We start from the raw sequence: 12,440 nt of genomic DNA on the forward strand, positions 1-12,440 counted from the left end.
GATCGGTGTGTGGCTCGGGTGTGTGTTGCGTTACGGGCCGGTTAATTCCAGCCCCGTTGCGGGAACCGGCGACTCACACCGCGGAGACGTAGGAGACGAGCGCGGCGCGCACCATGTCGAAGGTCTCCTCGGTCGTGCCTGCGTGGACGCTGATCCGCGCGTTCGTCTCACGGACCGTCGCGGTGATGCCGTGGTTGAAGAGGGCGGCGGTCAGAGCGGTGAGCTCCTCGGGCAGCGGCTCCAGCACGACGATTCCGGCGCGTTCCGCGGGGTTCCGCGGCGAGGAGACGGGCACGGCGAACTCGTCCGCGAGCGCGATGACCCGCTCGGCGGCAGCCGACACGGCAGCCGAGATCGCCGGGACGCCGACCGCAGCGACCTCCTCGACGCCGGCGGCGAACCGCGCCTGGGCGACGAGGTCCGGGTTGGAGACGGCGTACGCCCGCGCGGCCCGCGCCGGGTCGAGTACCTCGTCCCAGGTCTGGCCGTCGGCGTCGGTGCCGACCCAGCCGCTGAAGACCGGGGTCAAGTGTCCGATCGCGCGCTCGCTGAGGGCGAGGAACCCCGTGCCCCAACCGGACCGCATCCACTTCTGCCCGCCGGCGACGACGACATCGGCGACCTCATAGGGGGCGTCGACCACACCGAAACCCTGGATGGCGTCGACGATCAGCAGCCGGTCGCCGATGACCTGCCGGATGCCGTCGATGTCGGCCAGATAGCCGGTGCGCGAGTCCACCAGGCTGACCATGACCGCGCTCGTGGCCGGCGTGAGCTGCTCGCGGATACGCGCGGGCGTGACGCGGCCGTTGTCGGTCTGGAGCCAGACCGGCGCGATGACGCGCATCGCCTGCGCCGCACGGACCGCCGCGTAGGTGACGCTCGGGAACTCTGCGCGCGAGACCAGCACCTCACCGCCGGTGAGGCCGAACGCGGCGTGCATGAGTCCGCTGGAGGCGTTCGGCTGGAAGGAGATCTGATCGGCGGGGAACCGCGTCAGCGCGCTCACGGTTCGCCGGAGACGCGCACCCTCCGCCGCCATCGTCTCGATCGTGCCGAACCGCGCCCGCGAAAGGAGCTCGCACTGCCCGATCGCCTCCGCCCGCACCGCCACCGACAGCGGGCCGACCCGGCCGTAGTCGAGGTATCCCGGCTCCTCGCCGAACCCGCGCGCGAACTCCTCGATCGTCGTCATCCCGCACCTCCGGGGACCATCCTGCCGCTTCACGCGCCGCGCACGCGAATCCCCTTCGGCGGCTGCGGATCAGAAGCCGAAGCGGCGCTGCCGGCGGGAGTAATCGCGGACGGCGCGGAGGAAGTCGACTTCGCGGAGATCGGGGCCGAGCGCTTCGACGAAGTAGAACTCGCTGTGGGCGCTCTGCCAGAGCATGAAATCGCTGAGGCGCTGCTCTCCGGAGGTGCGGATGACGAGGTCCGGGTCCGGCTGCCCCCCGGTGTAGAGGTGGGCGCCGACGAGGTCCGGTGTCAGCAGGTCGGCCAGGGACTCCAGACTTCCGCCCTCGGCCTGGTGCGCGGCGACGATGCTGCGGAGAGCGTCGGTGATCTCCTTGCGGCCGCCGTAGCCGACGGCGAGGTTGATGTGCATCCCCTCGTTCGCCGCAGTACGGTCCTCGGCGCCGGTGAGCGCGGCGACAAGCGGATCGGGCAGCCCGGCGGTGGAGCCGACGTGCTTGACACGCCAGTCGCGGTAGCGGGAGAGGTCGTCGGCGAGCTCCGCGATGATGTCGATGAGGTCTGACAGCTCGGCGCTCTCGCGGTTGATGAGGTTGTCCGAGGAGAGGAGGTAGAGCGTGACGACGGCGATGCCGAGATCGTCGCACCACTTCAGGAACTCGCGCATTTTGGCGGCGCCGGCACGGTGTCCGTGCGCGACAGTGGTGAGACCGGCCTGACGTGCCCAGCGGCGGTTGCCGTCGATGATCATCGCGACATGCTTCGGGAGCGCTTCGACGCCGAGCGCCGCGAGTTCGCGGCGAACGCCTTTCTGGTACAGCCCATAGAGCAGTCCGCTGGCCAAGGGGGAACTTCTTCTGCTCACTCCGATACGTTAGCGCGGCGCGCAGCCCGGAGTTCACAGCATCCCACCACCCGCCTCGCCTACATTTGGTCCATGACGCCGCGCAACGCTTCCGAACCCGAGGATGTCGCCGAGTTCCTGGCGGAGCCGGCGACCGCCCTTCCGCCCGCAGACGGGGCGGTGAAAGCCGATGAGCTGCGCGGTCCGGCCCTCCCCAAGATCCCGCTGCTGGATGCCTCCCCGGCCCATCCCTCGGAGATCAAGCCGACGTGGCGCGGCTGGATACATGCGGGCACCTTCCCGGTGGCCATCGCGGCGGGCATCGTGCTCATCAGCCTCGCGCAGGGCGCACCCGCGAAGTGGGCCGCCGCCGTCTTCATGCTGACGTCGATGCTGCTGTTCGGAAACTCAGCGCTCTACCACCGCTTCAGCTGGAAGCCGCGCACCAAGATCGTCCTGAAGCGCATCGACCACGCCAACATCTTCCTGCTGATCGCAGGCACGTACACGCCGCTGGCGGTGCTCGCACTGCCGCCGGAGGAGGGCGTGCTCCTGCTCTCGATCGTGTGGGCGGGCGCGCTCCTCGGGATCGGGTTCCGGGTGTTCTGGATCTCAGCGCCGCGCTGGCTGTACGTCCCGATCTACCTGCTGCTCGGCTGGGCGGCGATGATGTACATCGTCGACCTGGTACACGCGAATGTCGCGATGATGGTGCTCGTGATGGTGGGCGGGGTCCTCTACACCGTGGGCGCGGTCATCTACGGCGTCAAGCGCCCGAACCCCTTCCCGGGGGTGTTCGGGTTCCACGAGATCTTCCACACCCTGACGGTGCTGGCCTTCCTCTGCCACTGGGCGGCGACGCTGCTCATCGCGATGCATCCCGCCTACAACGGCTGAGGCGAGGCGGCGCTCAGCTGCGGCGGTCGCCGGTGTCGTCGCCGGTGGACGCCGCTTGCTCGGCGTCGAGCTTCTGCGCGATCTCCTCGCGGTAGCGCACGCGCCGGATGCGGCGGGTCATGTCCAGGATGAGGAGCACGGCCGCGACGGCGATCAGGAACGTGACCACGAACCCGACGACGCCCGGGGTCACCTGGTCACCGACCGGACCGCCGCTGGGGGCCGGCGTGGGGGTGGCCGCGAGCCACGCGGATGCGCGCAGCAGGAGATCGGACATGGCGGAACGTCGCTTTCGGCTCGGATGGGGACGACGCGGCCTTCACAGCTTCGTCTCCTAGTGTTGTCCCAGCCTATCGTCGCACCGGCGACGGGCGTGGGCGGCGACCGAAAGGCGGACGGGACACAGATGGCGCACGACGACCAGAGCGTCCCGGCCGCGGAGGACGGCCGGACCAGGAAAGCACCGCTGACGGAGGCCGCGCATCCCGACGACGTCGCCGCTGCGGCCCCCGCCGCGCCCGAGTCCGCCGGGCTCGCCTCCCGCTACGGCCGCACCCTTTCGGCGAAGCGCCGGGACCGCTGGCTGCTCGGCGCGGGCGCCGCGGCCATGCTCGCGGTCGTCACCGCCTGGGTGCTCTGGGCCGGCTGGGACAAGAACCAGGCCGATCTGCAGTTCACCGACACGGCCTTCACCATCCCCGACGCCCGGCACGTCGACATCACCTTCACCATCAACACGCCGAAAGGCACGGCTGTGACCTGCGCGCTGCAAGCTCTCAACGAGGACTTCGCGATCGTCGGCTGGCGGATCGTCAGCTATCCCGGTTCGGACTCGCGCGTGACCACGCATCGCGAGAGCATCCGGACGACGCAACAGAGCACGACGGGTTTGATTAACACCTGCTGGCTGACCTAGCCTTGTCGTGGTGCGCCCCGGCCGAGGCCGGGGCGTCGACTTTTACCCACCGGTCCCTGACCGGGCCATCTGCCGGCGGCGCTGCCGCAGGCGCGAAGGAGTTCACCATGTCCCAGGAGTCTCAGACCACGTTTCTGACCCAGGATGCGTACGATCGCCTCGCGGCCGAACTCGAAGAGCTCAGCGTCAACGGCCGCACTGAGATCGCGAAGCGGATCGAGGCGGCTCGCGAGGAGGGCGACCTCAAAGAGAACGGCGGTTATCACGCGGCCAAGGACGAGCAGGGCAAGATCGAGGCCCGCATCGTGCAGCTGACCGCCCTGCTGCGCAGCGCGACCGTGGGCGCAGCGCCGGAGAGCCACGGCATCGTGGAGCCGGGAACGGTGATCACCGCGACCATCGCCGGCGACGAAAGCGTCTTCCTGATCGGCAACCGCGAGATCGCGACCGGCACGGAGCTTCCCGTCTACAGCGAACAAAGCCCGCTCGGCGCCGCCATCCTGGGCCTGAAGATCGGCGACACGACGGAGTACACCGCCCCCAACGGCCGCCAGATCGCCGTCCGGATCACCAAGGTCGAAACCTACACGGGCCAGTAGCGCCCACTTCGACTCGCACGAACGGAACCGAACCGCCGAGCACACCGACCGGTGTGCTCGGCGGTCGCGTTTCAGTCCTCTTCGAGGACAGGATCGTACCCTGCGGAGCGGAGAGCGGAGATGACCTGCTGACGGTGCTCGGAGCCGCGGGTCTCCACGGAGACATCGAGCTCGACCTGACTGAGCTGCAGCCCGCGGCCATGCCGGGTGTGCAGCACTTCGACCACGTTCGCGTTGACGCCCGCGAGGATCTCGGCGATGCGAGCCAGCTGGCCCGGCCGGTCGGGCAGCATGATCGACAGCTTGAGGTACCGGTCCGAGGCGGCGAGACCGTGGCTGATCACACGCTGCATCAGCAACGGGTCGATGTTGCCGCCGGAGAGGATGACGACAGTCGTGCCGTCGGCGGGGATGTGCCCGGCGAGGATGGCGGCGACGGCTGCGGCCCCGGCGGGTTCGACCACGAGCTTCGCGCGTTCGAGGAGAACGAGGAGGGCTCGGGCGATATCGTCTTCGGTGACCGTGACCACGGCATCCACCGTGTCCCGGATGATCTGGAAGTTGAGCGCGCCCGGGCGGCTGACAGCGATGCCGTCGGCGATGGTCGCGACGAGGGAGATCTCGGTGGGGGCGCCGGCTTCGAGCGAGGGCGGGTAGGCGGCGGCGTTGGCGGCCTGCACGCCGATCACACGCACCGTGCGGCCCTCGCGTGCGGAACGCTGCTTGACCGCGCTGGCGATACCGGAGATGAGTCCGCCGCCGCCGATCGGGACGACGATCGTGCTCACATCCGGGACCTCGTCGAGGATCTCGAGGCCGAGCGTGCCCTGACCGGCCACCACGTCCGCGTGGTCGAACGGCGGGATGAGCACAGCGCCGGTCTCGGCCGCGAAGTCCGCCGCCGCGCGCAGCGTCTCGTCCACGATGCTGCCGCTCAGGACCACATCGGCGCCGTACGCCCGCGTCGCCTGGAACTTGGGGATGGCCACACCGACCGGCATGAAGATCGTGGCGTGGATTCCGAGCTCCCGGGCGGCGAAGGCCACACCCTGTGCGTGGTTCCCCGCGGAGGCGGCGACGACCCCGCGGGCGCGCTCCTCGGCGGTGAGCTTCGACATGCGGTTGTAGGCGCCGCGGATCTTGTAGGAGCCGGTGCGCTGCAGGTTCTCGCACTTCAGTAGGACGGGTACACCGAGCACGTCCGCGAGATAGCGGGAGCTCTCCAGCGGGGTCGGCTGAGCCACCGTCGCCACAATCGCCCGCGCGGCCTCGAAGGCGGCCAGGCCGAGGCCGGCGAACGGGGTGCGCGTGGGATCGGTCACGGTAGCCACTCGCAAAGCATAGTCACAGAGATATTCCCGAGGGCGAATACGGTTCAGCTGCGGGGGCGGTGCGCGGCACGCGGCACAGTCTCCCAGATGACGCCGGACGGCGGGGCGGAGCCCGGCTGCGGCGTTCTGCGCCCGGCGCCGCTGGAGATGTGGTTCACCATCACATTGAGCACGGCCACCAACGGAACGGCGAACAGGGCGCCGGGGATGCCGGCGAGCAGTGACCCCGCGGCGACGGCCAGCACCACGGCGAGCGGGTGGACCTTCACAGCCGTGCCCATGATGAGCGGCTGGAGGACGTGTCCCTCGATCTGCTGGACCAGCAGCACGACGGCGAGCATGATGACCGCGAAGACCCAGCCTTTGAAGACGAGCGCCACGAACACCGCGAGCGCACCCGTCACGACCGCGCCGACGATCGGGATGAACGACCCCAGGAACACCAGCACCGCGATCGGAATGACCAGGGGAAGCCCCAAGAAGAAGGCGCCGAGCCCGATCCCGAGCGCGTCGATCGACGCGACGAGGATCTGCACCTTCGCGAAGTTCCGGAGGGTCGTCCAGCCGGCACGGCCCGCGCTGTCGATCGCGCCGCGGGCGTTCTTCGGGAAGATGCGCACGATCCATCCCCAGATCCCCTTGCCGTCGATCAGGATGAACAGGACGCTGAACAACGTCAGCAGGACGCCGGCGAGCACATGCCCGAGGGTCGATCCGAGGGAGAGGGCGCCGGAGACGAAGACCTGGCTGTCCTGCTGGAGGGAGTTCCACAGCGTGTCGAGACCACTGGTGATCTGCGATTCGCTGAGCCCGAGCGGCCCGGTGGTCAACCAGGCGCGGAAGCCATCGTAGGCCGCGACGGACTGCTTCTGCAGATCGTGGCTCTGCCGGGTGATCTGCCAGACCGCCAGGGAGAGCAGTCCACCGACCACGACGATGAGCGTAAGCAGGGTCGTGAGGATCGCCAGCCAGCCGGGCCAGCGGTGACGGACCAGCAGATCCTTGAACGGGACGAGTAGCGCGCCGAGCAGGACCGCGATGAGCACCGGGATGACGATCAGCCGCAGCTGCACGATGAGGAAGACCGCGACCGCGATGACCGCGCCGATGACGAGCAGACGCCACGACCACGCACCGGCGAGACGCACACCGCGCGGCAGAGCGTCGTCGATCGCTCCGGCTACCCGATCCGTCTCCCCGGAAGCGCCGGGGGCACGCCGGCGGCGCAGGAGGCGCCCGCGGCCCGGCGGAACCGGACCGGAAGGCGGGGTGTCGCTGTCAGCCATGCCGATCAGTCTAAAACGGCCGGCTCCGCTTCTTCAGGGCGCTCTCATCCCGGGCCGGTCGTTTCACAGCCCTCCCCCAGCATCGGGGATCGGCCCCGCGGAGAGCCGGACCGAGACGCGCGAGCCGATCCGGCTCGATCCGGACGGAGGCCCGGCCCGCCGGAGAGCACCCGCCGGAAGCAGGAGCATACCCGCTAAGGTCGGGAGTGCCCCCGTCCGCAGCCCAGAGACCCATCGTGTCCACATCCTCCACCGCCCCTGTCGCCGCCGTGTCTGCCACAGCGTCCGCCGCGGGCGGGCCGCGCCGTCTCCTGGTCCGGTTGCGCGGCGGCATCCGCCGTCCGTCCGCGATCGGCGTCGTCCTGAGCGCGACGGTGCTCTTCCTCGTGGTGTTCGGACTGCTGATGGTGCTCTCGGCATCGGCGGTCGAGTCGTACACAGACGGGCTCGGCTTCTTCGCGCGCTTCGGATCGCAGGGCGCGTACGCGGCCGTCGGGGTCGTGGTCATGCTGGCCGTCTCCCGCCTTCCGCGGCTCTGGACCCGGCGCGCGGCGATGGCGGTGCTCCTCGTCTCCTGCCTCCTCCAGCTGCTCGCGCTGACCACACCGCTCGGAGTGCAGATCGGCGACAACACGAACTGGGTCCGGATCGGGCCGCTCACCGGTCAGCCGTCGGAAGGCATCAAGCTCGGGCTCGTGGTCTGGCTCGGCTTCGCTCTGGGGAGGGACCAGGACGAGCTGAAGAACTGGCGGACCCTCGCCCGGCGCATCCTCCCGGTCGCCGCCCCCTCCCTCCTCCTCGTGATGGCCGGCGGCGACCTCGGCACAACCGTCGTGATGGCCGTGTTCACGATCGGGGCGGCCTTTTTCGCGGGGGTGCGGATGAAGCACCTCGGCGCGGTGATGGGCGTCGGCGCTTTCGCGGCCATACTGATCGCCCTCTCGAGCGCGACCCGGCGCGGTCGCCTGTCGGCCTTCTTCGGCGGGACCAGCGCGGTGAACCCGGATGTGAACTGGCAGCTCGACAACGCACACTACGCGCTGGCCTCGGGCAGCGTCTGGGGTGTCGGGCTCGGCAACTCGCACGCCAAGTGGTCGTGGCTGCCGTCGGCGGACACCGACTTCATCTTCGCCGTGATCGGCGAGGAGCTCGGCCTCATCGGCGCGTGCGTGGTGCTGCTGCTGTTCGTGCTGCTGGCGGTGCTGCTCCTGCGCATCGTCCGCACAGCACCGGATGCGACGGCGCGCGTGACGACCGCCACGGTGCTCGTCTGGCTGATCTTCCAGGCGTTCGTCAACGTCGGGGTCGTGCTCGGCCTCCTCCCGACGCTCGGGGTGCCGCTGCCGTTCATCTCGGCGGGCGGCACAGCGCTGATCTCGTCTCTGACGGCGATCGGCGTGGTGCTCTCCTTCGTGCAGGCGGACTCCGCCCCCGCTCCGGCCGCCAGCGCCCCCGCAGAGGGGAACCCGCCGAAACCCGGTAGGCGAGCGCGCCGGCGCACGAGCGTGTCTGCGTCACCCGTCCGGCAGCGGGATGTACGCATTCGGCGGACAGCGGGTGTCGGAGGGGACGGCTAGGGTCGTCCCGTGGCCGATCTCCTCTCCCCCGCCGCGGCCCGCCGCATCGCGCTCGCCGCTCAGGGCTTCGGGCGCCCCCGTCCCGCCACCGTCGGCACACGGCAGCTCAACGCGCTCATCGACCGCATCAATCTGCTGCAGATCGACTCGGTGAACGTGTTCGAGCGCAGCCACTACCTGCCCGCTTTCGCGCGGCTCGGCGCCTACGACCGCGGCCTGCTCGACCGCCTGACATTCGACGCGCGCGGACCGCACACCGAATACTGGGCGCACGAAGCCGCGTTCATCCGCAAAGAGGACTGGCCGCTGTTCGAGTGGCGGATGCGGTTCAACCGCGGCCGGTACGGGAAGGCGGGCGGCTGGTTCGACAGCAACCGCGAAACGGTGGACTGGCTGCGGCGGGAACTCGCCGCCAGCGGGCCGCTGGCGGCGAACGAGATCGAGCACGACGCGAACACGCGCACGGGCCCGTGGTGGGGCTGGTCGGCGGTCAAACGGGCACTCGAAACGCTGTTCTTGATGGGCGAGGTGGCGATCGCCGGCCGCACCCGGTTCCAGCGGCGCTATGCGCTGGTGGAAGAGGTGCTGCCCGCGAGCGTCCTGGAGCGCAGCGTCAGCGAGGAGGACGCGGTGCGCGAGCTGATCCGCCGCTCGGCCGTCGCGCACGGTGTCGGCACGGTGAAAGACTTCGCGGACTACTATCGCATCCGCACCGCCCCGGCACGCGCGGCGATCCGCGACCTGGAAGAGTCCGGCGAGCTGCTCCCTGTGCGCGTCCCGGGCTGGGAAGGCAACGGCAGACCGCTCCCCGCCTGGATTCACCGCGACGCCCGCCGCCCGCGCCGCATCGAGACGGCCGCTCTGCTGTCGCCCTTCGACCCCGTCGTCTGGCACCGCGACCGGGCGCTGCGGATGTTCGGCTTCCACTACCGCATCGAGATCTACACCCCCGCGCCGAAGCGGGTCTACGGCTACTACTCGCTGCCCCTGCTGCTGGACGATGCGCTGGTCGGCCGGGTGGACCTGAAAAGCGACCGGCAGAACGGCATCCTGCGGGTGCAGTCGGCCTGGACGGAGGTGGGCGGACCCGACGGGATCGTGGAACGCCTGGTGCCGCTGCTCGCCACGACCGCGATGTGGCAGGGGCTCGACGGTGTGGAGGTCGCGGCCGGGGCTCGCGGCGATCTCGCCCCGGCACTCGCGAGCGCGGTCAGGCGCTGAGCGCGCCTGCCCCCTCGTGGTTCGTGTCAGAAAGGGAGGATATCGCGGGATGGGGGACCACGAAGCGCCGGGAAGGGAGGAGATCGAGGGCGGGGAAGCGGGGATGTCCGCCCTTTCCGCCACTCCACACCGGGCAAGCTCAGAAGCCGGCGCCCATCCTCTCGAGGCGTTCGACACGGTCCGGGATAGGCGGATGGGTGGAGAAGAGGCGGCTCATCAGGCTGGGCCTGAGGGGCTCCGCGATCCACAGGTGAGCCATACTGCTGTTCTGGCGGCGCATGGGGCGGCCGCCGTGGGACTCCAGCTTGAGCACAGGGCGCTCGCAAGCGCGTCCGGGTGGCGGGTGGTCATGGCGCCGGTCGCGTCGGCGAGGTACTCGCGCTGGCGGGAGACAGCGAGCTGCACGAGCGGGGCGACGATCGCGGCGATGAGCCCGAACACGAGCACGACGGGGTTGCCGCCGCCTCCGCCGTTGTTGTTGCGGTTGCCGCCGCCGAAGAACGCCATCCGCAAGAGCATGTCCGCGATGAAGCCGATGGCGACCGTGAGCCCGAAGACGATCATCGAGAGCCGGATGTCGTAGTTGCGGACATGACCGAGTTCGTGCGCCATGACGCCCTCGAGCTCCGCATCCGTCATGATGTCGAGCAGTCCGGTGGTGGCCGCGACCGAGGCGTGCTGCGGATCGCGCCCGGTCGCGAAGGCGTTCGGGGCGGGGTCGTCGACGATGTACACCGCGGGCATCAGGGTGCCGGTCGTGATCGCGAGATTCTCCACGATGTTCCAGAGGCGTGGATTGTCGGCCTTGGCGATCGGCACTGCACCCGACATGCTGAGGGCCTGGCCGGAGGCCAGATAGTACTGGAAGACGGCGTACAGCGTTGCCCCCGCCAGCACGACGATCAGGATCGTCCAGCTGCGGTAGAGGTAAGCGCCCAGCCAGCCGAGCGCACCGATGAGAACCAGGAACAGCAGAATCGTGAAGACGGTGTTGCGCTTGTTCCTGGCGATCGCCCTGTACATCGCCGCTCTAGGTGTGCTGCTCAGGGCAGTTGGTTGAGGTGTGACGCGATAGATGGGTGAGGACCTCCCGGTCGAGAGTGGGGCTGTCTAGTTTCCCTGCACTCGATGACTTAGGAGGTCCTCGTGACCCACGCTAATGCTGCTTTGACTCCTCGCGAATGCCTCCGCCTGGCCCGCCAAGTCGTCGACGACGGCTGGTCCGTTGCTGCGGCGGCGACCTACTTCCGAGTGTCCTGACGCACCGCGGACCGATGGGCTCGTCGTTACGTGGAGATGGGCGAGGCGGGAATGCTGGACCGTTCGTCACGGCCGCATCACAGCCCGAACAAGACCCCGCGAAGACTGGTCCGCAAGGTCGTGCATCTGCGGTGGAAGAAGCGGCTGGGACCAGTCGGTATCGGCGCCCAGCTCGGCATGCCCGCCTCGACCGTTCACACGGTCCTCTCCCGGTGCCGGATCAATCGGCCCAGCCACGTCGACGCCCGCCCCGGCAACCCCCCCCGCCGCTACGAGCACGAGCATCCCGGATCGATGATCCACGTCGACATCAAGAAACTCGGCAACATCCCCGACGGTGGCGGCTGGCGCTACATCGGACGTCTCCAGGGAGAGCGGAACAAGGCCATCACCGCGAAGCGGACCGGGAAACACGGGATCACCGGCGACATGATCACCGGCACAGCGTTCGTTCATACCGTCATCGACGATCACTCCCGTGTCGCTTACGCCGAGATCCACGACGACGAAACCGCCGCCACTGCAATCGCTGTTCTGCGTCGAGCGGTCGGCTGGTTCGCCAGCCGTGGCGTCACCGTCGAACAGGTGCTCTCCGACAACGGCTCCGCATACCGCTCATACGCCTGGCGCGACGCTTGCGCCGAGCTCAGCATCCAACCGAAACGCACCCGGCCCTACCATCCGCAGACGAACGGCAAGATCGAACGCTTCCACCGCACCCTCGCCGACGGCTGGGCATACGCCCGGCACTACAACTCCGAATCAGCCCGCCGCAACGCACTCCCGGCCTGGCTGCACTCCTACAATCACCACAGGCCCCACACCGCCATCGGCAGCCAGCCACCCATCAGCAGATTGACCAACGTCCCTGAGAAACACACCTAGAGCGAGTCGACGCCCTCGACTGTTTCTGACAGGTTGAAACGGCCTGACGGCATGAACTGGGACAGCGACCGTGCGCCTTCGGTGGTTATGGTGTTAAGGGTCGCGCCGGGCACTCGCGCGGTGTCCTCCGGGTGTTGATAGAATGACATCTTCGTTCGGCCTGATTTTCGTTCCTATTGGGGGCTTTGTCCGGCAGGTGCCGGCTGGGCTGATTCGAGGCCAGCGTAGTACGCGTCCTCGGCTTCGATCGGGGTCCGCATTGCGGCGTTTCGCTGCACGCAGCTCAGCCATAAAAAACATCGGATAACTCGGCACTTCGTCTTGTCGCTCGTCGAGCTGGTCGCGCGCACCGGCTCCGGCGCGCGCTCTGCGCAGTGCCGCGACCGGGCTCGATGGCGAGACTGAAATTGCAGGGACTCCGCTTGAAACC

General features: G+C 69.0%; 11 protein-coding genes and 2 pseudogenes. 6 read left to right on the forward strand and 7 right to left on the reverse strand.

Annotation, left to right across the window (positions count from 1 at the left end):
* Positions 1-73: 73 nt before the first annotated feature.
* Together O159_RS08775 and O159_RS08780 are read right to left on the reverse strand one after the other, a co-directional pair.
* The gene (locus tag O159_RS08775; protein ID WP_021755435.1) at positions 74-1,195 is read right to left on the reverse strand and encodes an aminotransferase class V-fold PLP-dependent enzyme; all 1,122 of its coding nucleotides are present in this window, start codon (positions 1,193-1,195) and stop codon (positions 74-76) included.
* A 69-nt stretch (positions 1,196-1,264) separates the two neighbouring features.
* A complete protein-coding gene (locus tag O159_RS08780) occupies positions 1,265-2,059 on the reverse strand; it encodes an isoprenyl transferase (RefSeq protein WP_043993662.1) in 795 nt (264 codons plus the stop codon).
* A gap of 72 nt (positions 2,060-2,131) precedes the next feature.
* Here O159_RS08780 and trhA point away from each other — a divergent pair, with 72 nt between their 5' ends.
* Positions 2,132-2,935 (forward strand): PAQR family membrane homeostasis protein TrhA, encoded by an 804-nt coding sequence (gene trhA / locus O159_RS08785; RefSeq protein WP_021755437.1) that lies wholly within the window; start codon positions 2,132-2,134, stop codon positions 2,933-2,935.
* A 13-nt stretch (positions 2,936-2,948) separates the two neighbouring features.
* Here the strand turns inward: trhA and O159_RS08790 are convergent, their stop codons facing one another.
* Positions 2,949-3,212 carry a hypothetical protein gene (locus O159_RS08790; protein ID WP_021755438.1) on the reverse strand — a complete coding sequence of 88 codons (264 nt, stop codon included), beginning with the start codon at positions 3,210-3,212 and terminating at the stop codon, positions 2,949-2,951.
* A gap of 129 nt (positions 3,213-3,341) precedes the next feature.
* Between O159_RS08790 and O159_RS08795 the strand changes: the two genes are divergently transcribed.
* Complete coding sequence (locus O159_RS08795; protein ID WP_081689856.1) at positions 3,342-3,851, forward strand: DUF4307 domain-containing protein; 510 nt, start codon at positions 3,342-3,344, stop codon at positions 3,849-3,851.
* 107 nt (positions 3,852-3,958) lie between these two features.
* Complete coding sequence (gene greA, locus O159_RS08800; RefSeq protein WP_021755440.1) at positions 3,959-4,450, forward strand: transcription elongation factor GreA; 492 nt, start codon at positions 3,959-3,961, stop codon at positions 4,448-4,450.
* A 71-nt stretch (positions 4,451-4,521) separates the two neighbouring features.
* Here the strand turns inward: greA and ilvA are convergent, their stop codons facing one another.
* Together ilvA and O159_RS08810 are read right to left on the reverse strand one after the other, a co-directional pair.
* Positions 4,522-5,781, reverse strand: coding sequence for a threonine ammonia-lyase (gene ilvA, locus O159_RS08805; protein ID WP_043993663.1), 1,260 nt, complete (start codon positions 5,779-5,781; stop codon positions 4,522-4,524).
* 44 nt (positions 5,782-5,825) lie between these two features.
* The gene (locus tag O159_RS08810; protein ID WP_021755442.1) at positions 5,826-7,067 is read right to left on the reverse strand and encodes an AI-2E family transporter; all 1,242 of its coding nucleotides are present in this window, start codon (positions 7,065-7,067) and stop codon (positions 5,826-5,828) included.
* A gap of 236 nt (positions 7,068-7,303) precedes the next feature.
* Between O159_RS08810 and O159_RS08815 the strand changes: the two genes are divergently transcribed.
* Positions 7,304-8,644, forward strand: a complete 1,341-nt coding sequence (locus O159_RS08815) for a peptidoglycan glycosyltransferase FtsW (RefSeq protein WP_144267624.1) — start codon at positions 7,304-7,306, stop codon at positions 8,642-8,644.
* Between the two features lie 9 nt (positions 8,645-8,653).
* Complete coding sequence (locus O159_RS08820; RefSeq protein WP_021755444.1) at positions 8,654-9,865, forward strand: winged helix-turn-helix domain-containing protein; 1,212 nt, start codon at positions 8,654-8,656, stop codon at positions 9,863-9,865.
* A 139-nt stretch (positions 9,866-10,004) separates the two neighbouring features.
* On the opposite strand, the pseudogene O159_RS08825 reads toward O159_RS08820, so the two are convergent.
* A pseudogene (locus O159_RS08825) lies at positions 10,005-10,888 on the reverse strand (M48 family metalloprotease).
* Positions 10,889-11,011: 123 nt separating this feature from the next.
* On the opposite strand from O159_RS08825, the pseudogene O159_RS08830 reads away from it, so the two are divergent.
* Positions 11,012-12,010, forward strand: a pseudogene (locus O159_RS08830) (IS481 family transposase).
* On the opposite strand, the gene O159_RS16845 reads toward O159_RS08830, so the two are convergent.
* Complete coding sequence (locus tag O159_RS16845; protein ID WP_407929750.1) at positions 12,007-12,159, reverse strand: ParB family protein; 153 nt, start codon at positions 12,157-12,159, stop codon at positions 12,007-12,009. The pseudogene O159_RS08830 and the gene O159_RS16845 sit on opposite strands and share 4 nt — an antisense overlap.
* Between the last annotated feature and the right edge of the window lie 281 nt (positions 12,160-12,440).

The sequence above is a fragment of the Leifsonia xyli subsp. cynodontis DSM 46306 genome (assembly GCF_000470775.1).
GTDB lineage: Bacteria > Actinomycetota > Actinomycetes > Actinomycetales > Microbacteriaceae > Leifsonia > Leifsonia cynodontis.